24 protein-coding genes are annotated in these 26,198 nt (G+C 29.9%); 13 read left to right on the forward strand and 11 right to left on the reverse strand.

Going from position 1 to position 26,198, the window contains the following annotated elements:
- Nucleotides 1–4: 4 nt before the first annotated feature.
- The 4 genes from ACZ49Z_RS11870 to ACZ49Z_RS11885 all read left to right on the forward strand — a co-directional run bounded on the left by ACZ49Z_RS11870 (nucleotide 5) and on the right by ACZ49Z_RS11885 (nucleotide 3,148).
- The gene (locus tag ACZ49Z_RS11870) at nucleotides 5–289 is read left to right on the forward strand and encodes a DUF493 family protein (RefSeq protein WP_464304530.1); all 285 of its coding nucleotides are present in this window, start codon (nucleotides 5–7) and stop codon (nucleotides 287–289) included.
- Nucleotides 290–291: 2 nt separating this feature from the next.
- On the forward strand, nucleotides 292–987 hold the full coding sequence (locus tag ACZ49Z_RS11875) for a DUF4290 domain-containing protein (protein WP_464304531.1): 696 nt from the start codon (nucleotides 292–294) through the stop codon (nucleotides 985–987).
- Nucleotides 988–992: 5 nt separating this feature from the next.
- Nucleotides 993–2,303: a UDP-N-acetylglucosamine 1-carboxyvinyltransferase gene (murA, locus tag ACZ49Z_RS11880; RefSeq protein ID WP_464304532.1), complete on the forward strand. Its 1,311-nt coding sequence runs from the start codon at nucleotides 993–995 to the stop codon at nucleotides 2,301–2,303.
- Nucleotides 2,304–2,374: 71 nt separating this feature from the next.
- A complete protein-coding gene (locus ACZ49Z_RS11885) occupies nucleotides 2,375–3,148 on the forward strand; it encodes a sulfite exporter TauE/SafE family protein (RefSeq protein WP_464304533.1) in 774 nt (257 codons plus the stop codon).
- Nucleotides 3,149–3,214: 66 nt separating this feature from the next.
- Here ACZ49Z_RS11885 and ACZ49Z_RS11890 read toward each other — a convergent pair whose 3' ends face one another.
- The 4 genes from ACZ49Z_RS11890 to ACZ49Z_RS11905 form a co-directional block, all read right to left on the reverse strand.
- Nucleotides 3,215–3,637: a hypothetical protein gene (locus ACZ49Z_RS11890; protein ID WP_464304534.1), complete on the reverse strand. Its 423-nt coding sequence runs from the start codon at nucleotides 3,635–3,637 to the stop codon at nucleotides 3,215–3,217.
- A 58-nt stretch (nucleotides 3,638–3,695) separates the two neighbouring features.
- Nucleotides 3,696–6,158 (reverse strand): DUF5686 and carboxypeptidase regulatory-like domain-containing protein, encoded by a 2,463-nt coding sequence (locus ACZ49Z_RS11895; RefSeq protein ID WP_464304535.1) that lies wholly within the window; start codon nucleotides 6,156–6,158, stop codon nucleotides 3,696–3,698.
- A gap of 52 nt (nucleotides 6,159–6,210) precedes the next feature.
- A complete protein-coding gene (gene aroQ, locus ACZ49Z_RS11900) occupies nucleotides 6,211–6,624 on the reverse strand; it encodes a type II 3-dehydroquinate dehydratase (RefSeq protein WP_464304536.1) in 414 nt (137 codons plus the stop codon).
- Between the two features lie 76 nt (nucleotides 6,625–6,700).
- Complete coding sequence (locus tag ACZ49Z_RS11905; protein WP_464304537.1) at nucleotides 6,701–7,243, reverse strand: porin family protein; 543 nt, start codon at nucleotides 7,241–7,243, stop codon at nucleotides 6,701–6,703.
- 332 nt (nucleotides 7,244–7,575) lie between these two features.
- Between ACZ49Z_RS11905 and ACZ49Z_RS11910 the strand changes: the two genes are divergently transcribed.
- The 5 genes from ACZ49Z_RS11910 (at nucleotide 7,576) to ACZ49Z_RS11930 (ending at nucleotide 12,758) form a co-directional block, all read left to right on the forward strand.
- Nucleotides 7,576–8,163, forward strand: coding sequence for a hypothetical protein (locus tag ACZ49Z_RS11910; protein WP_464304538.1), 588 nt, complete (start codon nucleotides 7,576–7,578; stop codon nucleotides 8,161–8,163).
- A 524-nt stretch (nucleotides 8,164–8,687) separates the two neighbouring features.
- Complete coding sequence (locus ACZ49Z_RS11915) at nucleotides 8,688–9,272, forward strand: outer membrane beta-barrel protein (RefSeq protein ID WP_464304539.1); 585 nt, start codon at nucleotides 8,688–8,690, stop codon at nucleotides 9,270–9,272.
- A 146-nt stretch (nucleotides 9,273–9,418) separates the two neighbouring features.
- The gene (locus ACZ49Z_RS11920) at nucleotides 9,419–10,192 is read left to right on the forward strand and encodes a hypothetical protein (RefSeq protein ID WP_464304540.1); all 774 of its coding nucleotides are present in this window, start codon (nucleotides 9,419–9,421) and stop codon (nucleotides 10,190–10,192) included.
- A gap of 81 nt (nucleotides 10,193–10,273) precedes the next feature.
- A complete protein-coding gene (gene xerD / locus ACZ49Z_RS11925; protein ID WP_464304541.1) occupies nucleotides 10,274–11,176 on the forward strand; it encodes a site-specific tyrosine recombinase XerD in 903 nt (300 codons plus the stop codon).
- Between the two features lie 79 nt (nucleotides 11,177–11,255).
- Nucleotides 11,256–12,758, forward strand: a complete 1,503-nt coding sequence (locus ACZ49Z_RS11930) for a PAS domain-containing sensor histidine kinase (protein ID WP_464304542.1) — start codon at nucleotides 11,256–11,258, stop codon at nucleotides 12,756–12,758.
- 117 nt (nucleotides 12,759–12,875) lie between these two features.
- On the opposite strand, the gene rny is transcribed toward ACZ49Z_RS11930, so the two are convergent.
- The 3 genes from rny to ACZ49Z_RS11945 form a co-directional block, all read right to left on the reverse strand.
- A complete protein-coding gene (gene rny, locus ACZ49Z_RS11935; RefSeq protein ID WP_464304543.1) occupies nucleotides 12,876–14,438 on the reverse strand; it encodes a ribonuclease Y in 1,563 nt (520 codons plus the stop codon).
- A 209-nt stretch (nucleotides 14,439–14,647) separates the two neighbouring features.
- Nucleotides 14,648–14,944: a cell division protein ZapA gene (locus ACZ49Z_RS11940; RefSeq protein WP_464304544.1), complete on the reverse strand. Its 297-nt coding sequence runs from the start codon at nucleotides 14,942–14,944 to the stop codon at nucleotides 14,648–14,650.
- A 5-nt stretch (nucleotides 14,945–14,949) separates the two neighbouring features.
- Entirely contained in the window at nucleotides 14,950–15,153 is a 204-nt protein-coding gene (locus tag ACZ49Z_RS11945; protein WP_464304545.1) for a hypothetical protein, read from the reverse strand.
- Nucleotides 15,154–15,440: 287 nt separating this feature from the next.
- Between ACZ49Z_RS11945 and ACZ49Z_RS11950 the strand changes: the two genes are divergently transcribed.
- From ACZ49Z_RS11950 to ACZ49Z_RS11965, 4 genes are all read left to right on the forward strand, one after another.
- Nucleotides 15,441–17,129, forward strand: a complete 1,689-nt coding sequence (locus ACZ49Z_RS11950) for a M23 family metallopeptidase (RefSeq protein WP_464304546.1) — start codon at nucleotides 15,441–15,443, stop codon at nucleotides 17,127–17,129.
- A 12-nt stretch (nucleotides 17,130–17,141) separates the two neighbouring features.
- Nucleotides 17,142–19,601 carry a TonB-dependent receptor gene (locus tag ACZ49Z_RS11955; protein WP_464304547.1) on the forward strand — a complete coding sequence of 820 codons (2,460 nt, stop codon included), beginning with the start codon at nucleotides 17,142–17,144 and terminating at the stop codon, nucleotides 19,599–19,601.
- 125 nt (nucleotides 19,602–19,726) lie between these two features.
- Nucleotides 19,727–20,449 carry a hypothetical protein gene (locus ACZ49Z_RS11960; RefSeq protein ID WP_464304548.1) on the forward strand — a complete coding sequence of 241 codons (723 nt, stop codon included), beginning with the start codon at nucleotides 19,727–19,729 and terminating at the stop codon, nucleotides 20,447–20,449.
- A gap of 32 nt (nucleotides 20,450–20,481) precedes the next feature.
- The gene (locus tag ACZ49Z_RS11965) at nucleotides 20,482–21,315 is read left to right on the forward strand and encodes a hypothetical protein (RefSeq protein ID WP_464304549.1); all 834 of its coding nucleotides are present in this window, start codon (nucleotides 20,482–20,484) and stop codon (nucleotides 21,313–21,315) included.
- Between the two features lie 54 nt (nucleotides 21,316–21,369).
- Here the strand turns inward: ACZ49Z_RS11965 and ACZ49Z_RS11970 are convergent, their stop codons facing one another.
- The 4 genes from ACZ49Z_RS11970 to ACZ49Z_RS11985 are packed head-to-tail and all read right to left on the reverse strand — an operon-like array spanning nucleotide 21,370 to nucleotide 26,145.
- Entirely contained in the window at nucleotides 21,370–22,071 is a 702-nt protein-coding gene (locus ACZ49Z_RS11970; protein ID WP_464304550.1) for a hypothetical protein, read from the reverse strand.
- Nucleotides 22,072–22,126: 55 nt separating this feature from the next.
- Nucleotides 22,127–22,579, reverse strand: a complete 453-nt coding sequence (locus ACZ49Z_RS11975; protein WP_464304551.1) for a DUF2147 domain-containing protein — start codon at nucleotides 22,577–22,579, stop codon at nucleotides 22,127–22,129.
- Nucleotides 22,580–22,587: 8 nt separating this feature from the next.
- Nucleotides 22,588–24,417, reverse strand: a complete 1,830-nt coding sequence (locus ACZ49Z_RS11980; RefSeq protein ID WP_464304552.1) for an ABC transporter ATP-binding protein — start codon at nucleotides 24,415–24,417, stop codon at nucleotides 22,588–22,590.
- Nucleotides 24,418–26,145, reverse strand: a complete 1,728-nt coding sequence (locus ACZ49Z_RS11985; RefSeq protein WP_464304553.1) for a phospho-sugar mutase — start codon at nucleotides 26,143–26,145, stop codon at nucleotides 24,418–24,420.
- Nucleotides 26,146–26,198 lie beyond the last annotated feature (53 nt).

Consider the following 26,198-nt stretch of genomic DNA (forward strand, 5'->3'; position numbering starts at 1 on the left):
GAAGATGGATAAGAAAACGGAAGACTTTTATGTGCGTTTAAAAGAAGAATTGGCTAATAACACAGTGTGGCCATCAGAGTATTTATATAAATTTATTGTGCCAGCAGACATTGAAAAAGTAAATAAAATTGAAAATGCTTTTGATAAAATGGGAGCAGTAATTACTACAAAACATTCAAAAACGGGTAAATACACAAGTGTTTCAGTAAGTGTTCAAATGAGAGACCCACAGAGTGTGATTGAAAAATACCAAGAACTCTCAGTAATTGAAGGCATAATATCATTATAATTATGGAAGTGAAAACAGAAGCAGTATCACAATTAGAATATAACTCTGAAAGAGAACAATTAATTATTCCAGAATATGGAAGGCACTTGCAAAAATTAATTGATCAAATTACTGTAATTGAAGATAAAGAAGAGCGAAATAAAGCTGCAAAATATGTTATTTCAGTTATGGGTTCATTGAATCCTCATTTAAGAGATGTCCCCGATTTTCAACACAAACTATGGGATCAATTATTCATTATGTCTGATTTTAGGTTAGATGTAGATTCACCATATCCAATTCCTTCAAGAGAAGTTTTAAATCAAAGACCTGAAATTTTAAAATATCCTCAAAACTTTCCAAAATATCGTTATTATGGTAATAACATTAAATATATGATAGATGTTGCTATAAAATGGGAAGAGGGAGACATGAAAAGTGCATTAATTCTGGTAATAGCAAATCATATGAAGAAATGCTATCTAAGCTGGAACAAAGAAACGGTTGAAGATGATGTTATTTTTAGTCATCTCTATGAACTTTCTAATGGTAAAATAAATTTATTAAAATCTAATGAAGAGCTTTCAAACTCTCATAATTTGATGAAAGTAAATAAGAAACTATCTAATAAATCTCAATTTAGTTCAAATAAAACAGCAAACACAAAAAACATTCACAAAAAGAAGAACATAAATACTAAAAATATAAAACGCAAATAAAGTTCATGGGAACATTTCAAATAGAAGGAGGAAAAAAATTACAAGGAGAAATAACACCTCAAGGAGCAAAAAATGAAGCACTGCAAGTATTGTGTACTGTTTTATTAACACCTGAAAAAGTTACAATTACTAATATTCCAGATATTATAGATGTAAACAAGTTAATTACCTTATTAGGAAATTTAGGTGTTAAGATAAAAAAGAACGGACACGGTTCCTATACTTTTCAGGCAGATGAAGTGAATGTGGATTATTTAGAAACAGAAGCTTTTAAAAAAGAAGGAGGCTCATTACGCGGTTCTATTATGATTGTTGGGCCTTTGTTAGCTCGTTTTGGAAAAGGATATATTCCTAAGCCAGGAGGAGATAAAATAGGAAGAAGAAGATTAGATACACATTTTGAAGGGTTTATAAATTTAGGTGCGAAATTTAGATACAATAGAGAAGATCATTTCTATGGTGTTGAAAGAACGGAAAGGTTAAAAGGAACCTATATGTTACTTGATGAAGCTTCTGTAACAGGGACAGCAAATATTGTTATGGCCGCAGTTTTAGCAGAAGGAACAACAACAATTTATAATGCTGCTTGCGAACCTTATTTGCAACAATTATGCACCATGTTAAATTCAATGGGGGCGAAGATTACAGGAGTAGGTTCAAATAAATTATTTATTGAGGGTGTAGAAGAACTTGGTGGTTGCGAACATAGAATTTTACCCGATATGATTGAAATTGGCTCTTGGATTGGTTTAGCAGCTATGACAAGAAGTGAAATTACAATTAAAGACGTGTGTTGGGATAATTTAGGGCAAATACCAAATGTATTTAGAAAATTAGGAATTACTTTAGAACGAAGAGGAGATGATATTTATATTCCAGCTCATAAGGATGGATACCAAATAAAAACGGACATTGATGGTTCAATATTAACAATTGCAGATGCTCCTTGGCCTGGTTTTACTCCCGATTTATTGAGTATTGTTTTGGTTGTCGCTTCACAAGCAAAGGGAGAGGTGTTAATACATCAAAAAATGTTTGAAAGTCGTTTGTTTTTTGTGGATAAACTAATTGATATGGGGGCAAAGATTATACTTTGCGATCCGCACAGAGCTATTGTTATTGGGCATAATTTCCAATCTCAATTAAAAGCTACAACAATGACGTCTCCAGATATTAGAGCGGGAGTTTCTTTATTAATCGCGGCTCTTTCTGCGAAAGGAACAAGCACTATTCAAAATATTGAGCAAATTGATAGAGGGTATGAAAGAATCGGTGAACGATTAACAGCTATAGGTGCTAATATTGTTCGTGTTTAATAATTAATTGATTATTGAATTTTAAATTATACAGCTAAACTCAGTATTTTGGGTTTAGCTTTTTTAATGCCATGGAAATAGAGTTTTATTGTTTGTTGATACTTTGCTTAGCTGCATTTATTGCTGGTTTTATAGATGCAATTGTTGGTGGTGGTGGGTTAATTCAAACCCCTGCTGCCTTAATAGTATTACCTAATTTAAGCGTTGCACAGGTTATAGGGACTTTGAAAATTCCTGCCTTTAGTGGAACAAGTATCGCAACCTACCAGTATTTGAAAAAAGTAAAAATTAATTGGAAGTTATTTGTATTAATGGCTTTAGTCTCTTTTGTTTTTGCTTATTTAGGATCTAATTTATTGAGTGTAATGAAAAACGATTTTATGAAACCAGTACTTTTTGTAATGTTGGTTTTGTTGATGGTTTATACTTATATGAAAAAAGATTTCGGACAGTTTCAAATTAGTGAATTAAGTATTAAAAAACAATATTTCTTCACCATACTAATATGTGTAGTAATAGGTTTTTATGATGGTTTTATTGGACCAGGAACAGGTAGTTTATTGATTATGGCGTTCATTGCTATTTTAGGTTTTGATTTTTTAAAAGCATCTGCTTATGCAAAATTGGTTAACTTGGCTACTAATATTGGTTCAATAACATTATTTGTTATAAAAGGAAAAATTATTTGGACAGTTGCTATTCCTATGGCAATTTGTAACGCTTTGGGTGCTTGGATAGGAGCGAGATTAGCAATTTCAAAAGGCAATTCATTTATTAGAGTTCTTTTTTTAGTAATTGTAGGTATTGCATTACTTCGTTTTGGATATGATGTGTTTTTTCACTAAAAAAAAACTCCTATTCTCTATAGAAAATAGGAGTTTTTCTTAAAATGGCGATTTGTCAAAATAAATTTAAGAAATCCAGTTTCTTTTTTCTGCAAATTTAGAATACCAATATAGAAACAATGCAACGACTAATACCATTATGGTCATGAAAACGGCACCAGGTCCGTAGGCAGTAGAAGACTTTATCATAAATACATTATAATACATTTGAATAACAACACCTATTAGTGATAAAAGGAAAAATACTTGAGACCATTTTTTGCGTAATAATAATAAAACACACCCTAAAGCACCTGAGAAAACTGCAGTGGCAAAAGCAGCAATTACCCAAGTAGGGGTGTTTAAGATTAATTGGAGTTGTTCTTCTGAATACGCAGCTTTAAAACTATCTGTCTTGTAAGCTTGCTGTATGTAATGATTAACACCCATTAAGTTCCAAACTAGTGAAATTACACTAATTATCCAAAAAGAAAGGTTTGGTTTTGACATAGTTGTAGTGGTTAATTGGTTAATAGCCACTAATTTACTGAATTTTTTTCAATAAATGTTAAAATCTTAGCCCAAATAATATTCCATCTCCTTGAAAACCATTTTGATAGGTTCTCACATAATCAATGCGTAAAAAACGAAACTTTCCAAAACCAATGTTGTCAAAACCAACACTAAATTCCTGATATGGTTTTTTGTTAGGCACATTAATTTGATGAAATCCACCAACTAAATTCCATTGCAATTTGTTAATTAAAGGGATTTTGTTCATTATATATCCTTTAAAATTATGCTGTAAATGCGTCTCGATGTAAGCATCATTTGTAGAATGAGAATAATAGGGTAAAAGATTAAACGCATTAATATAATTTCCTCTAAAATTAACATGTGTCTCGTTGCCATTAAAGTGTTTGTAATCTATAAAAGAAATAGAAGCAGCATTAAAGAATTTTCCACCTCTAATATTTGCTGAAAAATCACCTTTATTTCCAAAAGTTTTGCTATAATCCAATCGAGCAGCAATGAAATCATAATTAAAATCAGAATTTGAAGCACCAAAACCTTTTTCATAAGCAAAACTCAAAATTGGGTAATTGCTATTTTGAATATTTATTTTCCCATCTGGTCTTGAAATGTATTTTTGACCAAAACGAATTCTTGTTGAAAAATTGGCTTTATAGATACTGTTTTTTATAAAACTTGAAGTATAATTGAAAGGTTGTAATGGATCATTCGATGTGTATGGGTCATCGTTTTTAATTACACTATAGTCAGTATTGTTGAATAATGCATGTCTGTTCTCGTAAGAAATTTTTCCATTTGTATAAATTCCATTAACTAATTCTTGGCCATAATTTATTTCAATAAATTCTTTATTATATAATTTCATAAAATTATTTTTAAAGAACAAAGTACTCACAGAGTTGATGAAATTTGAAATGGGTTCATTTTGGTTAAATTGACTAATTTTACTTCCTCCTGTTATTGTGATGTTTGCGTTGTTTATGTTGTTAAATCGATGATAGATACTTCCTGTAACACGCAGTCGATCTTCTGCAAATCCATAATTGAAAATTGAATTAATAGAAGTGAATTTTCCATTTTCATCATTCCATTTTCTAAATGAAAAACCACTGTCTAAATTCCAACCTTGAACAGTATTAAAACCAAGTGATGAAAAGTCAAGAATTCCATTATAACTTAAATTCCATTTTCCGTGTGTATTTTTATAGGAATAGCCGCTAATTATATCGAAAATTTTAAATTTATTGGATTTTGAGTCTAGAGAATCTAAATAAGTTTTTGACTCTCTAATAGTTTGGATGCTATCTTTCTTGATGTAGCTCAGGTTTTCTTCTTCTGTTAAAGGTACTGGTCTATTGTTTAGCCAAAACGAGTCTTCTTTTTTATTTGCGTTTTCAGCAAAGGAGACAATTTCTTTTCCAAATGTTTTTTTCTCAAATTGATCTCTGAAAATATAATTGCTAAATACATGTGTGTATTTTCCAGTAAATTTCATTCCAAAAAAACCTGCATCAAAATCTAAGGATTGAACATTTTTTACCCATATTTTCGACTCTTTATTATAGCTGAAATTTTGTGTTAATTTCATGGTTTCTAGAATGGGCTGTTGCATTCTATATCCTTTTATGTCTAAATCTATTCCAAAAATCGCCCAAGTATCTTCAACAATATAAATGAATCCTTCAAAAACAGGTTCTTTGTCTCTTTTTGGAGTTACACTTATTTTGTTAATAAGTTGGTTTTTGTCATCATAAAAACTTCCTTCTAATTTGTATTTGTAATAGTTAAAAGCGTTGTCAGCAATTGGAGAAACCATATTAATTCCTAATTGAACATAGTTTTCATAGAAATCATAATTAGTACTTAATGCTGTGTTATAGCTAAAACCATTATTGTTTCCTGCTACTTTAGAGGCAATTATTTCTTCTTTGAGATTATTAGGTTTTTCAAATTTTATTTTAGAAACAGTTTCTGATAAGTAAATAACACCACTTCTTGTGGAATCTAAACTTCCATCAATATCACCGATTTCGAAGCCCATAAATTTTTCAGGAATGTCTTTGACTCTAAAAATCCCTCTAGAATAAAAATCGGCTTCAAATTTATCTGTTTTAGCAGCATTAATCTTTTTATTATCAATTGTTTTTTTTATAATTTCGTTAGCAGGGTTAATTCCGTTCAATAAAATAACTTCTTTAAGTTGTAGGTTTTCTTCTTCAAGTATAGTATTGAATTCATATGGGAAAGTAGTAATGTTTAAACTTTGTCTTTGTGTTTTATAACCTAAATATTGAAAGAGTAATACAACATCTTGACTAGAATTATAATTTAATTCATATTTTCCTTTTTCATTTGTAGTAGTTCCTATATAAGTGTTTTCTATATATATATTAACGTAAGGAAGTGGATTTCCATTAGCATCAGTAACAGTTCCTTTAATTTGAGAGAATAGAAAGCTATTAAATAATAAAAATAATAAAGTGAGTAATTTTTTCATATTTGAGTTTTATTTAATAGACGAGTTAAAAATAATAAGGGTTGTATATGAATTATAAAAACGATTGAATAGCCAATTTGTAACTTTCCATTCCAAAACCGATAATGATTCCTTTCACATTAGGAGAAATATAAGATTGGTGTCTAAAGGATTCTCGCGAAAAAGTATTGGATATGTGCACTTCAATTACTGGAGTTGTAATTCCTTTTATGGCATCTCCAATTCCAATTGATGTGTGAGTATAAGCACCTGCATTTAAAATTATTCCATCATAACTAAAGCCAACTTCATGCAATTTGTTAATAATTTCTCCTTCAATATTACTTTGGTAGTATTCTAAGCTAATGTCTTTAAAGCTATTTTTTAATTGTTCAAAGTATGCTTCAAAAGTTAAACTGCCATAAATTTCTGGTTCGCGTTTTCCTAATAAATTAAGATTAGGTCCGTTTAGAATTAATAATTTCATATTACTATTAGAATTTGAGTAAAAATAAAAAAACCATTCAACTAATGAATGGTTTTATAATAAGTTTATGATTAATTTAAAAAAGGATGCCAGCAGATAGTTGAAAAACACTGTTTTTGGCATCAGCATTTTTCGATATTTCACTTAATCCAAGATTATATCTTGCTTGAATGAATAAAGATTTTGTTAGCTTAAGCCCTAAGCCACCGTTTACGCTAAAGTCAAAAGAATTATAATCGGTTAAATTAAATTCGTCTTTTTTGCTCAATAAAAATGATGCTTGTGGTCCCATTTCTAAACTGATACTTTTATTTAGGTAAATTTTTGCTAAAATAGGAATAGAAATATATCCTAATTCATTTTTAAATTCACCAATAGCGTTTTTATAGGAAGCTCCTTGAGTAGAATAGAGTAATTCGGGTTGTAATGAAAATGAATTAAAGAGACAAATTTCTGAAATTAGACCAGCATGATAGCTTGTTATGGCATCTGTTTTGATGGTTGTGTCTGTTAGATTGGCATAATTTATACCTCCTTTTATACCTATTTTGAAGGTTTGACCATAATTATTAATGGTAAATAATATGGTTAGTAATGAAATGAAAAATACTTTGTTCATAAGAAAATATAATTTAGTGAGTAGAATGATTTGTTTTACAAAAATAAACGTAAAAAGTGATGAAAAAATTGTGATTAGTATAAATAGTACTCTAAAGTTTTTATAGTTAAAACGTACGAAATACTCTTTTAAAAAGTTAATATTTTGTTAATGAAGTTTTTTCTTGTTAAATTATTAATTTTAAACAATTATAAATAAAATTTTAAACCACTGATTATAAATGTTTTATATTTTGATTTTTTTATTTTTGATACAGCTTAGGTGATATTTATCATTTTCATTATCAATATATTAGTATAATTTTGTCTCAATAACTAAAAATATAAATTAAAATGAAAAAATTATTACTATCAGTTGTCGCTGTTTTAGCATTTGGATTTTCTAATGCACAGTCAAACGAAGAAGGTACAATGCACGCATCTCTTCGTGGAGGTTTTGGATTTGGAACTGGAACATATAAGAGTAATGGTATTAGCTCTAAAAATACTAATGCAGCAGTTGCATACGCTATTGATTTTCAATACGGACTTTCTGAAAAAATTAGTGCTGGTGTTGGTATTGAAGGTGTAGCAAATGTTTTTACTCCTAAAGGTGCTGATTTTGCAGATGATGTAAATACTACTTTAGCAGGTTTTAAATTTAAATTAAACGGTAGATATTATTTCGTGAACAAAGATAGATTTAACTTTTATGGTGGGCCAAGTGTTGGTTATACAACATTAAAAAATGTAGATTACTCAAATCTAAAATATAATGGTTTAAACTATGGTGTTAATTCTGGAGTTAACTTTTATTTCGCTGATTTTATCGGAGCAAATGTAGAGTTAGGATATGAAGGAAATTCATTGAAAGGTGATGATAGTGTGAAACTAGCAGTAGGTGGAGTTAGAATTATGGCAGGAGTTGCTTTTAAATTCTAATTTTAAAAATATTTTTAAAACAAAAAGTCCCGCATCTGCGGGACTTTTTGTTTTAAATAATTGTTGCTAATTTAGTTTGCCTTAAAATAGAGTTTGAGTTAGGCTTTGATTAATATTAAAGTAGATTATTTAAATTGTTTGGTTTTAAAAGCTTTTTTTATCGTTTAAATTGTTGTCTTTTTGTTAAAGAAAATAATTTTTAAGCTCATTTTCTTTTTGTTTACGTTGTGTATTGTTTAAAAATTGGCATTAATTGTTTGAATGAATAAAATTTTAGTTTAATTATTTTAAAATATATCATTTTTTGAGTATAATTTTTGAGATTTATTATGTTAGAGTATGGTTGTTTTGTTGGTAATTTTATCTTGTGTTTTGTTTGTTGTTTGATAATTAGTGCTTTAGGTTTTATTTTGCCATTGTTAACATGGTTTCTTAATGATAAAAAATGTTAAAGTAGTATCTTTCTGATATTTTAATTTGTTTTTTCTATAGCTTTGTGGTCTCAAAATTTAAATTAAAATAAAATGAAAAAATTATTATTATCTGCAGTAGCAGTTTTTGCATTTACTTTTGCAAATGCACAGGATGGAGAAGGTTTTTCTAAAGGTGATGTTTTTGTTTCTGGTTCAGTAGGGTTTAATTCTTCTAAACAAGGTGATGCTAAATCTAATGAGTTTTCTTTTTCGCCAGCTGCTGGTTATTTTTTAACAGAAAATATTGCTGCTGGAGCAAGATTGAATGTTGTTAGTGGAGAAAATACTGACGAATCAACATATTCTGAATTTGGAGCTGAGGTTTTTGGTCGTTATTATTTTACACCAGCTTCTAAATTTTCTCTTTTCGGAGAATTAGCAGTTGGATTTGGAAATGAAAAAACTGAAAGAGAGATAGGTTTAGTAAAAGTTGAAACAAAACATTCTAATTTTGGTGTTAATGCTGGAGTTGGTGTAAATTATTTCTTGTCTAACAATTTCGCTATTGAAGCAAAATGGGCTGGTTTAGGATATAACTCTAGAAAGTTAGATGCTGATGGTGCTGATGCTGAAAATACATTTGGATTGAATGTAGATTTAAGTTCTATTAATTTAGGATTAGTTTACAAATTCTAATTTATAAAGAATTGATATATTAAATCCCGCTTTTGCGGGATTTTCTATTTAATAATGTAAAGTATTTCTTGATGTTTTTTTATTATTTGCACTTATTTTTTTATAGTTTTGCAACATTAAAAATGAATTATAAAAAATAAACAAAAATGAAAAAATTAGTACTATCTGTAATTGCATTGTATGCTTTTAATGTAGCCAATGCACAAGATGAAATTTTAGTAAATCCAATACTATCTAAAAAAGGAGAAAATTATTTACCAGAAATGGATGACTGGGCAATTAGTTTTAATGCTGATGGTATTTTTGAATATATCGGAAATTCATTTAATGGTACTTCAGGGAACAGAGCACCAGGTGTTGATTATGTGAGAAGCAATACTTTTGTTGGTAAAATGTTTAAATCAGATAAAAAAGCATATCGAGTTGTAGTTAATTTAGGATTTAATAGTGGAACTAAGACAAGTTTAGCTTTAGCTGGTGAACCAGTTGGGACTGATAAAGAAGTTAAAAGTAATATGTTTGATGTAGCTTTAGGTTTAGGACAGGAATGGAGAAAAGGGAATACACGTTTGCAAGGGTTTTATGGAGCAGATGCATTGATAACAGTTAAGTCTTCAAAAAATGAAACTACATTTACTAATATTGCTGATGGTGAATTTGTACAGAGTGTAGAAAATAAGTCAGGATTAGGATTAGGATTAGGTGTGCAAGGGTTTATTGGAGCAGAGTATTTTATTTTTCCAAAATTTGCAATTGGAGCACAATATACTTATAGGGTAGGTTTTGATATGAGTGGTAAATCAGAAACAACAACTCAGACAGGAACTGCCGATCCAGTGACAGTTAATAATGGAAAGAATTCATCATTTGGACTTGGAAATGTAGGTATTGCTTCAATTAATTTGACATTACATTTCTAATAAAAAGAGAATATTCGACTAATGTTTAAATCCCGTTTTTTCGGGATTTTTTTATTTACATTTTTTTGATACTTTTGACATATGAGCAATTGGCAATCTTATATTAAAGAATATATAAACTATTTAAAATTAGAGCGTGGTCTTTCTCAAAACACGATTGAAAATTATACTTTTGATATAGAGAAGCTTTTGATGTTTTTAGAACACAATAAAATTGATGAGACACCGATTTCTATTACTGAAGAAATTATTCAAAAGTTTATTTACGATATATCTTCAAAAGTAAATGCTAGAAGTCAAGCGAGGATTATCTCGGGACTGAAAAGTTTTTTTAGTTACTTGGTTTTTGAAGATTATAGAGATTCTACTCCTATGGATTTGATTGAAGTGCCTAAAATAGGTAGAAAGTTGCCAGATACGCTTTCAATTGAAGAGATAGATGCGTTAATTAGTGCGATTGATTTGTCAAGTTTTGAAGGGGAAAGAAATAGAGCTATTTTAGAAACACTTTATAGTTGTGGACTTCGTGTATCTGAATTAATTACGTTGAAGATTTCGGATTTGTTTTTCGAAGAGGGTTTTGTTAAAGTTACTGGAAAAGGAGATAAGCAACGTTTCGTGCCAATAAATAAAGCTACAGAAAAATATATTACAATTTATAAAGAGCAAATACGTGTTCAATTAAATGTTCAAAAAGGATCAGAGGATACTTTGTTTTTAAATAGAAGAGGGAAACAATTGACTAGAGCTATGATTTTTACAATAATTAAAGATTTAGCAAAGAAAATAAATTTAAATAAAGTAATAAGCCCACATACATTTAGACATTCGTTTGCTACACATTTGCTTGAAAATGGAGCAGATTTGCGTTCTATTCAATTAATGTTAGGTCATGAATCAATAACTACTACTGAGATTTATATGCATTTGGATACTAGGTATTTAGCAGACGTTTTGAATACTTTTCATCCAAGAATGAAGTGATTTTTTTTCTAACAAATTAAATGGTTGATTTTCAGTATTTTTTTTGTATCTTTCTTGTTATAATGCTATTAACTAACTAATGATTTTTGTATCAAAGAATAAACCGGAAGAAATTAATAGACTTTATGAAAGTCTAATTAAGCAATTACCAAATATTATCTTTCAAATTAGAGTTACATCTAAAAAAGATATTCATTTGGATTTTATTAGTAAGCCTATTGAGAATCTATATCAATTTTCTATTAAAGAAGTTATAAATGATTCTTATAGGTTTGCTCAGTATAGGATTTGTGAAACAGATTTGGATGATTTTATTAAATCATTTAATCATGCAGTTGAAAATAATTCTAAATGGGAAATTGATTTTCGTTTTTTATTGCCTAACTCAGGATATAAGTGGCTTAGGGTTGAGGCGACTCCGAAAGGGAATGAGAATAATGAAACTATTTTTTATGGCTTGCTTTCTGATGTTACAGTAATTAAGGAGCAGGAAATTCAGCTAAAAATAGCAGATGAACGTTATCATTTTGCTGTGCAAGCATCAGATAGAGGTGTTTGGGATTGGGATTTGGTTACCAATAAAGTATATTATTCATCCGAATCTATGAAGATTTTGGAATTAGCAGATTCAGATTTGGTGGGTGCTCCTGAAGAGTGGGATCATCGTGTTCATCCTGATGATGTAGAGGAGTATTTTGGTAATATTAATCGCCACATGGCTGGAGAAATTCCTTTTTATGAAACTTGTCATAGGGTAATGTGTAGTGGAAGGTATAAGTGGATATTAGATAGGGGGAAGGTTATTGAAAGAGACGATAATGGTAACCCATTGCGAATTACAGGTACGCATACCGATATTTCTGCGCAAAAAGAGAAAGAGCAAGAGCTGACGAGAATGTTGGAAATTGTAAATTCACAAAATAACAGATTGCTCAATTTTGCTCATATTGTCTCTCATAATTTACGTACCCATTCGGGTAACATTAAATCACTTTTAGAATTTTATAGAGATGGTAGTTTTGAATATAAAGAGACTATTGATAATATTGAAATGGTTTCAAGAGAATTAAATGATACTATTGAAAATTTGAATGATTTGGTAAAAGTGCATGTGCAAACTAATAAGGAATATCATTCGTTGAAGTTGTCTGATTATATTTCCAAAATGTTGTTTATTCTTAATGAAGAAATTCTTAATAAGAATATTGTTATTGAGAATAATGTTGAAGATAATGTTCTTGTGAAATGTATTCCTGCGTATTTGGAAAGTATTTTGTTAAATCTTGTTACTAATGCTATTAAATATTTGGATCCCGAAAAGAAAGAAACACATATTTCTTTTCATGTTGAACATACTAATGATTTTTTTGTTTTGCACATTAAAGATAATGGTATTGGTATAGATATGGATAAATATGGAGGAGTGATTTTTGGGTTGTATAAAACATTTCACAATAGAGAAGATTCTCGTGGAGTTGGTTTATATTTAACTAAAAATCAGGTTGAAACAATGGGGGGTAAAATTGAAGTAGAAAGTGAATTGGGGGTAGGGACTACTTTTAAAGTTAGTTTTAAAAAATAAAAAAAAACGTAGAGTTATGATTGTGTAATTTCTTATGTGCAATTGATAAAAAAACAAAACGGGCTTGTCTTAAAAAATTAGACAAGCCCGTTTTTGTTAGTTTTAAAGAGTAGTGGTTTATTTGGCGATATTTACAGCTCTAGTTTCTCTAATTACAGTGATTTTAACTTGACCTGGATAGGTCATCTCTGTTTGTATTTTTTGAGAAATTTCAAAAGATAAATTAGAAGCCATTTCGTCACTTACTTTTTCGCTTTCAACAATTACACGAAGTTCTCTACCTGCTTGAATGGCATATGCATTTTTAACGCCATTGAAACCGAAAGCAATATCTTCTAGGTCTTTTAATCGTTGTATGTATGAATCTAAAACTTGTCTTCTAGCTCCAGGTCTAGCTCCAGAAATTGCATCACAAACCTGAATAATTGGAGAGATTAGAGACTTCATTTCAATTTCATCATGGTGAGCTCCAATTGCATTACAAACTTCTTCTTTTTCACCGTATTTTTCTGCCCACTGCATACCTAAGATAGCGTGAGGAAGTTCGCTTTCTGTATCTGGAACTTTACCAATATCGTGAAGTAAACCAGCTCTTTTTGCTAATTTAACATTTAGACCAAGTTCTGCGGCCATGATACCACAAAGATTTGCTACTTCTCTAGAGTGTTGTAGTAAGTTTTGTCCGTATGAAGAACGGTATTTCATTCTACCCACAATCTTAATTAATTCTGGGTGTAATCCATGAATTCCTAAATCAATCACAGTACGTTTTCCAACTTCAATGATTTCTTCCTCGATTTGTTTTTGTGTTTTAGCAACAATTTCTTCAATTCTTGCAGGGTGTATTCTTCCATCTGTAACTAGTTTGTGAAGTGCTAACCTTGCAACTTCTCTTCTTACAGGGTCAAAACAAGAAAGAATAATTGCTTCTGGAGTATCGTCAACAATAATTTCAACACCAGTTGCTGCTTCTAAAGCTCTAATGTTTCTTCCTTCTCTACCAATAATTCTTCCTTTTACATCGTCAGATTCAATGTTAAAAACAGAGACACAATTTTCAACTGCTTCTTCTGTTCCTACGCGTTGAATGGTGTTTATGATTATTTTTTTAGCTTCTTGTTGAGCTGTCATTTTTGACTCTTCAATAGTAGTTTGGATAAAAGACATGGCAGATGTTTTTGCTTCTGCTTTTAAACTTTCTACTAATTGATTTTTAGCCTCTTCTGCAGATAAACCAGAAATTACTTCTAGTTGTTCAACTTGACTTTTGTGTAATTTGTCAATTTCTTGTTGTTTCTTTTCTAAGAAATCAATGCGGTTGTTGTAATCTGCAATTTTAGCATCAACATCTTCGTTTAATCGTTTAGTTTTTGCTAATTCATTAGAAATTTGAGACTCTTTATCTCTAGTTCTTTTTTCGGCATCTGCCATTTTTTTATCACGAGACAAAATAACTTGTTCGTGTTCTGTTTTTAATTCTAGGAATTTCTCTTTTGCTTGAAGAATTTTATCCTTCTTTATAGATTCAGCTTCAGCTTTTGCATCCTTTAAAATAGATGAAGCTTCTTTTTTTGCGTTTTTAATTAGAGTAGATACATTGCTTTTTTCTAAAAATTTTGCAATCCCAAATCCTACTCCAATACCTACAAAAATCCCAATTATTATACTTACTATATCCATGTTGTTTGTGAAAATTATATATAAAAAAAGCCTACATTAGGTGTTTGTATAAACTCGTAAAGACAAGTTTTGAGCTAACTCGTATTTCAAGCTTCCCACTTAAGGGCTTGCAATAGTTACGAAGATTCACTCATTTTAATTTGTTAGTGTTGAGTTTATCAAATATATACTAATGTAGGCAGTATCTTATTTTTTATTATGTATGAACGTTATTGTTTTGAGAGTAATTCACTCAATTTTTTATCTAAATTCTTTAATCGATCAAAAGATGAATCGTAATCTTGTGAAACATCTAATTGTTTTTGTTCTACTTGAGATGCAAATTGTAATGCACACATAGCTAATACATCTTGTTTGTCTCTAACAGCATAGCTTTGTTCAAATTGCTTAATCATAATATCAATCTTTTTCGAAGCGCTTCTTAGAGCTTCTTCTTGCGTTTCTTCAATAGTTAGAGGGTAAACTCTGTCTGCAATTGATATTTTTATTTTTAATTTTTCACTCATGCTTTCTAATCAGAAAGTTGTGCTATGCAATAATCGATTTCTCGAATTAATGAATTTATTTTGAGCTTTGTTTCTCTTTTATCTTCTTCACTGCCTAATAGCGTATTTACCATTCTTAGATTGTCTAACTGATTTTTGAGATTTGCAATTTCATTTGATTGTTGCTCCTGAATTTTTTCAGATTCTTCAATTTTTTCTAATAATTCCATGTTTTTTTTCTCAAGTTTAATCAATTTTTGGTTGAGCTTGAAAAATTTAATCTCTAGAGAATCAATTAATTCAGATAATCCATTCATGAATGATAAAATTCATTTCTATTTCTACAAAATTAGTATTACTATTGGATATTAACAATAGTTTTTTAAAAAAATTGTGTAAAAAAAATATTTTTTTTTAATAATTTGGTTATTAAGTAGTTATGAAGCATGTTTTTTCTTACGTATATTTGTAGACAATTTTTTTCATAACTTTAGCAAAATACACAATAATCACAAACATGAACAAATTATTTTTATTTCTTCTTTTTGCAACATCTGCATTTTCTCAAAAAGAATATCCTAAAGAATTTATTTCTCCTTTATCTATCCCTCTAGATGTTTCTGGATCTTTTGGTGAGTTAAGGAGTAATCATTTTCATGCTGGATTAGATTTAAAGACAAATAATAAACAGGGATTAGATGTTTTTGCTGTTGGAGACGGTTATGTGTCAAGAATTAAGATTTCTACTTTTGGTTATGGAAAGGCTATATATATAACTCATCCTAATGGTTTTACTACAGTTTATGGCCATTTACAAAAGGCAAACGGTGCAATCGAGGAATATATAAGAAAAGCACAGTATAATCAAAAATCTTTCGAAGTGGAGTTGTTTCCTAGTGCTTCTGAGTTGCCTGTAAAACAAGGAGATGTTATTGCATTTTCAGGTAATTCAGGAGGTAGTGGTGGTCCTCATTTACATTTTGAGTTTAGAGATACTAAAACAGAACACATCGTGAATCCTTTATATTTTGGATTTAATAAGCTCGCAAATGATACTAAAGATCCTTTTTTACAAGGTATTGTGGCTTATCCTGTAGAAGGAGCAATTGTTAATGCTTCTAATAAACCAGTTACTGTTTCATTTAATAAACAAGCAGATGGGACTTATTTGGCTTCTAAAGTTGTAGTAAATGGAAAAGTTGGATTTGGAATTAATGCATATGATTATTGTACTAATCCCTATAATAAAAATGGCGTTTTTAAAGTGAGTGCATATTTGAACGGTGTTTTATATTATCAATATGATTTTGATTCATTTTCTTTTGATGAAAGTAGGTATATCAATAATTTAATAGATTATGAAAGGTATAAATTAATGAAACAAAGGGTTCAGAGATTATTTCATTATTCCAACTATCCTTTGTCTGTTATAAAAGCGAGTAAGAATAATGGTATCATAAATCCTCAACCCAATACAAATTATAATTATAAAGTTGAAATTTCAGATTTTCACAATAACAAAGCTACTTTAATTATTCCAGTTGAATTTCAAGAACAAAACAGTGTTGTTTTAAAGACGGAAGCACAATTACCATATTTTCTGAAATCTAAAGTTGAAAATAATTATACAAAAGAAAATGTATCTGTTTACGTGCCTGAAAATGCTTTTTATGACGATTTTAGTTTTGACTTTGATGTAAAAGATGGTATTTTGTCTTTTTCAAATGAAAATATACCTGTTCATAAAAATATAACAATTACATTTAATAATGTAGAAGGGCTTTCAGAAGAAGAATTAAGCAAAACCTTTATTGCTTCGTTAGATGGTCATCGATTAAGTTATAATAATACTTATAGAAAAGGGAATACATTTTCAACTAGAGTGCGTTATTTAGATAAATATAAATTGGCTCAAGATTCTGTTCCACCTAGGATATATAATGTGAACTTTGTGGAAGGGAGAAATTTAAAAAATCAAAAAACGTTGAGTGTTTCTATTTCTGATACTATGTCTGGGATTAATACCTACAATGGATATTTAAACGGGAAATGGATTTTAATGGAATATGATTATAAGACTAAAAAGTTAATTCATACGTTAAGTGATGGTGTGTATAGTGAGGGAAGAAATGATTTTAAAGTTGTTGTAACCGATGATATGCAAAATTCAACTACCTTTGAGTCACATTTTTTTATGAACAATTAAAGTTTTATATAATTGAAGAAGCTATTTTTTTTATTGGTTTTATGTTTTTTTGCACAATTCAATGCAGCGCAAACAGCTAGGATAAAAGGAGTTATTTTAGACGAGTTTAATAGTCCTATCGAAAATGTAAGTATTAAGGTAGGAGAGACAGGAACAATCACAAACGCAAATGGATTTTATTCGTTGGAAGTGCCAGCAAATAAAGATGTAACTGTGGTTTTTTCTCATCTAACGTTTAAAAGTGTTACTTTGAAAATAAATTTAAAGCCTAATGAAGATTTTGAATTACATCCAGTGATGAACTCAAAAGTTACTCAAATATCAGAAGTAGTTGTAACAGGTAATAATAAGAAAAGAATTGAAGGGATAACAACAATAGATCCTGTATTAATACGAAAAATTCCGGGAGCAAATGCTGGAATTGAGAATATTGTGAAAACATTACCTGGAGTTTATTCGAATAATGAACTAAGCACGTCTTATGCGGTACGTGGTGGAAATTATGATGAAAATTTAGTTTATGTAAATGAGATTGAAGTATATCGCCCATTTTTAATTCGTTCAGGGCAACAAGAAGGCTTAAGTTTTACCAATACAGATATGGTGGAAAATGTAGACTTTTCTGCTGGAGGATTTCAAGCAAAATATGGAGATAAGTTATCGTCTGTTTTAGATATTACTTATCGAAATCCTAAAAGATTCAAAGTTGGTGTAGAGGCAAGTTTATTGGGAGGAGGAATTACAGCAGAAGGTATTTCTAAGAATCAGAAATGGAGTAATATTACAGGTATTCGATACAGAGATAATAGTTTATTAGTAAATAGTCAGGAAACAGAAACAAATTTTAGACCTAAATTCATTGATATTCAAACTTTGTTAAATTTTAATGCTTCCACAAAATGGAATTGGAGTTTTTTAGGGAATATTTCACAAAATACTTATAATTACCAACCTCTAACGAGGCAAACAAACTTTGGGACGATTAGTGATCCAGTAGCCTTATTGGTTTTCTATGAAGGTCAGGAAAATGACGAGTATTTAACATTTTTTGGAGCAGTAAAATCTACTTACCAATATAATGATAAAAATAAATTAAAGTTTATAGCTTCTACCTATCACACCCAAGAGCAAGAATATTATGATATTTTAGCACAATATCGTCTTGGCGAAGTAGACTCGAATATTGGTTCAGAAACTTTTGGAGATGTCGTTTTTTCTAGAGGTATTGGTTCACAATTAAATCATGCGAGAAATGATTTAGATGCTTTAATCTTTAATGCAGAAACTAAAGGATTTCATGAAATAAATGAAAAGACACAAATAGAATGGGGTTTCAAATATACTCGTGAAGACATAAGAGATAGAATTGTAGAATGGGAAGTTGTGGATTCGGCAGGTTTCTCTTTGCCAGCTCCAATTTTAGAATATCAAAATGACCAACCGTATAATCCTTACACAGGTCCTTTGGCACCATATAAAAATGTGAGAGCAACAAATTATACCACAATCAATAGGTTTTCGGGTTATGCTCAATGGAATTATAGAGGTGTTTTTGGAGCACATAAATATTGGCTTAATGCTGGTGTTCGGGCACATCAATGGCAGGTTTCAGGAGAAAATATAAATGGAAACAGTCAAATGACAATTTCTCCAAGAATTCAATTTGCTTTTAAACCAGATTGGGAAAAGGATATTCTATTTAGGGTGTCAGGAGGAATGTATCATCAGCCGCCTTTTTACAGAGAATTGAGAGATTATGATGGAGTAGTACAGCCCAATGTGAAAGCACAAAAATCAATTCATTTGGTATTAAGTAGTGATTATAGTTTTAAAATTTGGAACAGACCATTTAAACTGTTAACAGAAGGTTATTATAAAGATATATCAGACGTTAATGTGTGTACCATTGATAATGTTCGAATTCGATATAGAGCAGATAATAATGCTAAGGCATATGTATATGGTTTTGATGCAAGATTGAATGGAGAATTTGTGCCAGGAACAGAATCATGGTTTAGTTTTGGTTTTTTAAAAACAGAAGAAAACTACAATGAAAGAGGGTATATTGCAAGGCCAACCGATCAACGATTAAAATTCGGATTGCTTTTTCAAGATTATATGCCTAATATACCAAACGTAAAAGTATATTTAAATTTGGTATATAATACAGGATTACCTGGAGGTTCACCATCTTATGCGGATCCGTATGATTTTCAATTGCGTCTAAAAGATTATAGAAGAGCAGATACTGGATTTTCTTATGTGTTTAAAGATGAAAAAATCAAATCTGAGAAAAAATGGTTAAAACCTTTTAGTGAGTTATCTTTAGGATTGGAAATTTTTAACCTCTTCAATAATCAAAATGCAATTACGAATACTTGGGTTAGAGATGTATATACAAAATCACAATATGGAATTCCTAATTTTATGACAACCCGAGTTTTTAATGTAAAGTTAATTGCACGCTTGTAATTTAAATGAAATTAAAAAATTAGTATATTTGACTATAATTTTCAAACAATAATTGGTTTTTAGAAACAAATCATTGCAGCTAAAACAGAGGTTGAGTTTGAGAGTTTAAAATAAATTTTATATTCATGAAAATCATATCACGTTATATTCCTTTTTTAGCAATAGCACTTTTAGTAAGTTGTAAAGAGCAAGAGCAACCAACTCCGAAAGTAATTTATGAAGAAGCAAAAAATACAGAAGAACTAAAAAAGGTAGATTCTACTTCTATTAAAATTGCAGATTTACCTATTTTAATGGAAGGGACAAAGTTTTTAATTCACCCCGTAGGAGACATTCGTGTATATGATGATTATAGTAAAGTGTATGGTTCTAGTAAGACAAATCAGGTTAGTTATGCAATTTCAAACTATAACCGATTTGAATTAACAGGATATTTTGAAAATTTAAAATTTCAACATGTTGATTCAACTACAGTAAAACCATTAACGGAAGAAAAAGTTCAAATTCAGACTGTTACATTTTTAAATACAATAGCAGAGAAGACAAGAAAGCAAATTTTAGTTTATACCTTAGTAGATAACGATACTAATAAAGATGGTAAAATAGATCAGAACGACATTAAATCTTTATATTTAAGTAGTGTTGATGGTTCTCGTTTTACTAAAATAACAGAATCATTGCAAGAACTGATTGATTGGAATATTATTGAAGCCCAAAACCGTCTATACTTACGTTGTATAGAAGATATAAATAAAAATGGAGCCTTTGATAAGAATGATAAAGTGCATTATCACTTTGTAAATCTTTTAAGTGATGATTGGAAGGTTGAAGAGTATATGCCGATCTAATAGTTTTATGATTAAGTAAAACAAATAAGAATTTGAAAAAAATACTGTTTTTATTTTTTATCCCTTTTATATTCTTTTCTCAAGAAAGTTTATGTGAAAAAACAGTAGTATTGTCAGAGCTTTATTATAAAGAAAATTATAAAGTATTCTTGGCTAAAACAAGGCTATTAAAAGAAGGAGCTCAAAATAATTCTTGCATGAAAGCAATTGATTTTAATATTGCTTGCGGGCTTTTTCAGTTAAAAAAATATGAAGAATCTAAAGAGGTTTTACTACATGTTTTAAAAGAAGAGAAATACGAAACCAATTTTAAATGCGATAAAAGTGTTTTTGTAGAAGATTATGAAGTAGAAAATCTTTTTTTGCAAAGTAATGAGGTAATTATACAGAAATCATTGTTTCTGTTGTCGGATATTTATTTTGAGTTGGAAGAGTATCAATTGGCTTTAGAACGTCTTGAACAAACAGTTAAAAAAGATAAGCAAAAGTTTTATGGTTGTGGAAATGCTTTTATACGAGATATTCTTCAATACGAGCATAGAAACTTTAGAATACTAACTGCATTAGGTGATATTGAAAAAGCAAATCAATCTGCTATCTCAATTTTATTTTTAACTATAAATGAAGAATTATTAAATGAAGTTAAAAGTAATTTGTTGAAAAAATATTCAACTAGAGAAATAAAGGATGAATTTAAATCAAAAATTGAGAATGTAAAAAAAGATTTTGTTTTTGTAGCAGGAAATGAAATTGAAATAAATTACATAGATTTTTTTCAATATAAAATCCTACTTTGGAATACTATTGAACATGATAGAAAAGATGGCTTGTATAATAGTTTAGCATATAGGATATTGACAAAATAACGTTTAGCTTTTATAATATAGATTTCGTGATAGTGTTTTTATGCTTAATTTAAGTTAAATCAGAATATCGCTTTCTAAATCCGATTTTTCAATTGAAATAGTATAGCCTAATTTTTTTACCATTTCTATAACTAAGTTTTTATACCAGTTTTCACTTTTCGGATGAATATAGACTTTCTCAATGAGTAGATTAATATCAACATCAATTTTCAAACCATCGTTCAATGATATTTTTGAAGTACTTACATCGGAAATTATTCGAATCTCTCGTTCATATTGAAAACTTTTTCGCTTGAATAAAAAAGGGAAAAAAGTGTCCTCAAAAGGAATATATTCCTTCTTATAGTCAATATAGTTAACATTGCCAATGTGTTGTTCAAAATGCTTTTCTGCTTTCAAAGCTTCTTTTAATCTCCCTATAGTAGATTGGATTGCAAGACCTTCATTGTTTTTCGTGAAAATTTGCCACATTGCGAAAGACTCATATTCATTTGCATGCCAACTACTAATCACTACTTTTTCTCGGTGCGATTTGTAGTAGTCTAAAAACTTAGGATTGCTTGCTGCAATTTTTTTAATTTCTTCAAAAGTAGGTTCTGAAAATGTACCTTCGTATTGATCTTCAAATTTATCAGAACGAGACATAAATAGCTTTTGAGATAAAAGCATGTCTAAAAACTTAGATAGATCTAAATACTTCCAAACAACAAGATTGTCGTTATTAGCTAAATTAATATCGATACTATTAACATACATATTGGAACAACATTATTCTCAAATGTAGTGAAATTTCCAAGAGTATGAATGTTAATTAATTGGTTTTTGTCCAAATTTCAGTTCTGCCTAATAAGGAAATGCCAATATAACCTCTAACCTTTAGTTTGTTGTTTTCTTTTTTAATAGTACAACTATATGTTTTTCCAGATTCAGGGTCGTAAATTTTTCCATTTTCCCAAACATTTTCTTCTGCATTATATTCAAAACCAGAAATAATTTGCAATCCTATTATTGGGTTGTTTCGTTTCTTTTTGTCTGGATTCTTTTTGTCTAAGGCTTTCTCACCATCTCTAATTGGATTTTGTAACCAAATAATCTTACCATAATATTTAGAACCCGATTTAAATATTTCAACTTTTGCATTGTCTTCTCCTGCTGTTAGCCATTTACCTATAATTGCATCTGCTTTTTCAGAATTAGTAAATGAGCTTATAAGTAAGCTTAAGATAAAAAGAGTAGTACTATTAAAAAAGGATTTTATATTCATAGTGCAATCTATTCAAAGGATTGTAAATTCACTAAATTAGCATAAGTGCCATTTTTAGCTAACAGTTCAATGTGAGACCCTTGTTCTACAATTTGGCCTTTTTGCATTACAATAATTGTATCTGCTTTTTGAATTGTAGAAAGGCGATGCGCAATAACAATCGAAGTTCTGTTTTGCATCATATTCTCTAGAGCAACCTGTACTAATTTTTCACTTTCTGTATCTAATGCAGAAGTAGCCTCGTCTAAAATCATAATAGGAGGATTTTTCAATACAGCACGAGCGATAGACAAGCGTTGTTTTTGCCCACCAGATAATTTTCCACCAGCATCACCAATATTAGTTTCTATTCCGTTTGGTAAATTTTTTACAAACTCGTAGGCATTGGCAATTTTTAAAGCCTCAATAATTTCTTCATCAGTAGCATCTGGTTTGCCAATAAGTATGTTGTTTTTCACAGAATCATTAAACAAAATGGAGTCTTGCGTTACTAATCCCATTAAACCACGAAGCGCATGAATATCCCAATCTTTAATAGAAACGCCATCAATATTAATGTCTCCATCTTGAATGTCGTAAAAACGGGTTAGTAAATTAGCAATAGTACTTTTTCCGCTTCCAGATTGTCCAACCAATGCAACCATTTTTCCTTTAGGAATATCAAGTGAAAAATTCTTTAAAACTTTTTCTTCTTGGTAAGCAAAATTGATTTTTGAAATGGATATTTTGTCTTCAAAAGATTTTTTTATGAATGCATTTTCTTTGGATGTGATTGTGTTTTCTTGTTCAAGAATTTCTAGAACCCTATCAGCCGCAGCCATCGAGGACTTAAGTGTATAATTGGCTTTGGAGATGGCTTTTGCAGGAGTTAAAATACCATAGGCTAATAGCATATAGCCTATGAAGTCAGTTCCTTTTAAGGATTGATCAATTAAGACCATTTTTCCACCATACCATAATAAAGTTGCAATAACTACAATCCCTAAAAACTCACTTAGAGGGGAGGCAATGTTGTTTCTATTTAATAAACTGTTGGTGTATCGATATAGTTTATTAGCAGAATCTGTAAATTTATTTTTGAAGTTGTCTTCAGAATTATAACTTTTAATCACTTTTAAGCCAGATAGAGTTTCATCTAATATTGATAAAAAAACACCAGATTCTTGTTGCACTTTACCTGATTTACGTTTTAAGCTTTTTCCTAATTTAGAAATTATTATTCCAGACAGAGGAATAAATACCATTACAAAAATGGTTAACTCAACACTCATGGTAAACATTATTATTAACGTAATAATAATTGTTAATGGTTCTTTAAATATAATTTCAAGAATGGATAAAAATGAAAATTGTACTTCTCCTACATCATTGGTTAAGCGTACCATTACATCACCACGACGTTTTTCGGAATAAAAACCAAGAGGTAAATGAATCACTTTCTTGTATAGTGCAATTCGTAAATCTCGAAGTGTTCCATTTCTTAAAAAAGTAACATTGTAAACTGCTAAATAGTTGAAAATATTTTTTAACAGAAAAGTAGAAATAACCAAAGCTATCATGATCAGCAATGCGTTTTCTGGACTAGATGCTTTTGCTGTAGTAATACTGTAATCTAGATAGTTTTTTAAAAAGTTTTTAAGTTCAAATATAGAGGTGTAAACAGGTTTTTCAAAGACTTTATTCGTAGTGCCAAACATAACATCTAGCATTGGAATTAGCATTACAAATGACAAAGCATTAAATAAAGCGTATAAAATATTGAAAAAGATGTTAAGAAATGCAAATCGCTTATAGGGAAGTGCAAATTTTAGAATTTTGTAAAAAGTACTTTTTTTCATTTAGTTCAATTGCATCTCAGCAATAATATTTTTAATTTTAGTATCAAGCTCCTGCTCAACGGTATTATAATCTTCAATAGAATGTAAAGCTGCATTCACACTGAAATAGAATTTAATTTTAGGTTCAGTACCGCTTGGTCTTGCACAAATTTTACTACCATCTTCTAAATAATAAATCAAAACATTCGATTTTGGAATAGTAATTTCATAGGATTCATTACTCATTAAATCTAATGCTTTCGAACTTTGGTAATCTTCAATGCAAACCACGCGTTGTCCGTTTATTTCTTTTAAAGGGTTTTCTCGTAAATCAACCATCATTTGTTTGATTTCATTTGCTCCCTCAATTCCTTTTTTTGTAATCGAAATTAAATGTTCTTTATAAAAACCATAATCTAATGAAAGATTTGCTAATTCTTTAAAAAGAGAACTTCCTGCAGCTTTTGCTTGTGCAGCAATTTCACAGACTAATAAAATGGCTCCAACAGCATCTTTGTCTCTCACGGCATCACCAATCATAAAACCAAAACTTTCTTCACCACCTCCAATGAATTTTTGATTTGGAAAATCTTTAATGAACTTTGCAATCCATTTGAAACCAGTTAAACCAACCTTGCATTCAATATCATAGGCGGATGCTAATTCGAGCATTAATGGAGTTGATACAATAGTCGAGCCAATGAACTCGTTTCCTGTTAATTTGTCAGCTCTTTTCCATTGTTCTAGTAAAAAAGCGGTCATAATGACCATAGATTGGTTCCCGTTGAGCAATTTCATATTACCATCAAAATCACGAACAGCTACACCAAGTCTATCACTGTCTGGGTCTGTTCCAACAACAATATCTGCATTGATTTTTTCAGCTAACTCTAAAGCCATAGTAAGTGCTTCGGGTTCTTCGGGATTTGGAGATTTAACTGTTGGGAAATTTCCGTCGGGTTGTTCTTGTTCAGCAACAATATTGACATCTTTGTAACCCGCTTTTTCTAAAACATTTGGAATAGCTTTTATTGATGTTCCGTGAAGCGATGTATAAACTATTTTTAATTGATCTTTTGCAGATTGAGGAGTGTTAAAACTTGCATTTTCAACTGTAGATTGCCAGAAGGCCTCGTCAATTTCTCTATCGATATATTTTATTAAATTTTCATTTGCCTCAAAATTAATATCACTGTATTGTAAGTTCTCAATAACTTCAATTATTTCCTTGTCTTGAGGTGGTACTAGCTGTCCACCATCTTGCCAATATACTTTATATCCGTTATATTCTGGAGGGTTATGAGAAGCTGTTAAAACAATACCTGCATGACAGTTTAAATGACGAACAGCAAACGATAACTCTGGTGTTGGTCTTAGTTCTGAGAAAAGATAGACTTTAATGCCATTTGCAGAAAAAACATTCGCAACAACTTTGGCTAGCGTGTTGCTGTTATGACGACAATCATAGGCGATTGCTACTTTTAATTCTTCTCCAGCAAAGACTTTTTTTAAATAATTAGACAAGCCTTGGGTATTTTTTCCAAGAGTGTATTGATTGATTCGGTTGGTGCCAACACCCATTATGCCTCTCATACCACCTGTGCCAAATTCAAGATTTTTATAAAAAGAATCTTCCAGTTCTTTTGGAGCACTGGTCATCATTTTTGTGATAGCTTTTTGTGTTTCAGAATCAAACACAGGAGTTAACCACTCGTTAACTTTGTCTAAAATTTGTTTGTCTATATGCATAATATTCTTTTTGGTATTATCTTTATCTTGGTTAATAGCAAGATTTTTATACC

This window comes from Flavobacterium sp. KY-23415 (assembly GCF_055384985.1).

Bases quoted from the DNA above. Each gene is read 5' to 3' on its own strand.
- ACZ49Z_RS11870 (WP_464304530.1), top strand. From the start codon at position 5: ATGGATAAGAAAACGGAAGACTTTTATGTGCGTTTAAAAGAAGAATTG.
- ACZ49Z_RS11875 (WP_464304531.1), top strand. From the start codon at position 292: ATGGAAGTGAAAACAGAAGCAGTATCACAATTAGAATATAACTCTGAA.
- murA (WP_464304532.1), top strand. From the start codon at position 993: ATGGGAACATTTCAAATAGAAGGAGGAAAAAAATTACAAGGAGAAATA.
- ACZ49Z_RS11885 (WP_464304533.1), top strand. From the start codon at position 2,375: ATGGAAATAGAGTTTTATTGTTTGTTGATACTTTGCTTAGCTGCATTT.
- ACZ49Z_RS11890 (WP_464304534.1), bottom strand. From the start codon at position 3,637: ATGTCAAAACCAAACCTTTCTTTTTGGATAATTAGTGTAATTTCACTA.
- ACZ49Z_RS11895 (WP_464304535.1), bottom strand. From the start codon at position 6,158: ATGAAAAAATTACTCACTTTATTATTTTTATTATTTAATAGCTTTCTA.
- aroQ (WP_464304536.1), bottom strand. From the start codon at position 6,624: ATGAAATTATTAATTCTAAACGGACCTAATCTTAATTTATTAGGAAAA.
- ACZ49Z_RS11905 (WP_464304537.1), bottom strand. From the start codon at position 7,243: ATGAACAAAGTATTTTTCATTTCATTACTAACCATATTATTTACCATT.
- ACZ49Z_RS11910 (WP_464304538.1), top strand. From the start codon at position 7,576: ATGAAAAAATTATTACTATCAGTTGTCGCTGTTTTAGCATTTGGATTT.
- ACZ49Z_RS11915 (WP_464304539.1), top strand. From the start codon at position 8,688: ATGAAAAAATTATTATTATCTGCAGTAGCAGTTTTTGCATTTACTTTT.
- ACZ49Z_RS11920 (WP_464304540.1), top strand. From the start codon at position 9,419: ATGAAAAAATTAGTACTATCTGTAATTGCATTGTATGCTTTTAATGTA.
- xerD (WP_464304541.1), top strand. From the start codon at position 10,274: ATGAGCAATTGGCAATCTTATATTAAAGAATATATAAACTATTTAAAA.
- ACZ49Z_RS11930 (WP_464304542.1), top strand. From the start codon at position 11,256: ATGATTTTTGTATCAAAGAATAAACCGGAAGAAATTAATAGACTTTAT.
- rny (WP_464304543.1), bottom strand. From the start codon at position 14,438: ATGGATATAGTAAGTATAATAATTGGGATTTTTGTAGGTATTGGAGTA.
- ACZ49Z_RS11940 (WP_464304544.1), bottom strand. From the start codon at position 14,944: ATGAGTGAAAAATTAAAAATAAAAATATCAATTGCAGACAGAGTTTAC.
- ACZ49Z_RS11945 (WP_464304545.1), bottom strand. From the start codon at position 15,153: ATGGAATTATTAGAAAAAATTGAAGAATCTGAAAAAATTCAGGAGCAA.
- ACZ49Z_RS11950 (WP_464304546.1), top strand. From the start codon at position 15,441: ATGAACAAATTATTTTTATTTCTTCTTTTTGCAACATCTGCATTTTCT.
- ACZ49Z_RS11960 (WP_464304548.1), top strand. From the start codon at position 19,727: ATGAAAATCATATCACGTTATATTCCTTTTTTAGCAATAGCACTTTTA.
- ACZ49Z_RS11970 (WP_464304550.1), bottom strand. From the start codon at position 22,071: ATGTATGTTAATAGTATCGATATTAATTTAGCTAATAACGACAATCTT.
- ACZ49Z_RS11975 (WP_464304551.1), bottom strand. From the start codon at position 22,579: ATGAATATAAAATCCTTTTTTAATAGTACTACTCTTTTTATCTTAAGC.
- ACZ49Z_RS11980 (WP_464304552.1), bottom strand. From the start codon at position 24,417: ATGAAAAAAAGTACTTTTTACAAAATTCTAAAATTTGCACTTCCCTAT.
- ACZ49Z_RS11985 (WP_464304553.1), bottom strand. From the start codon at position 26,145: ATGCATATAGACAAACAAATTTTAGACAAAGTTAACGAGTGGTTAACT.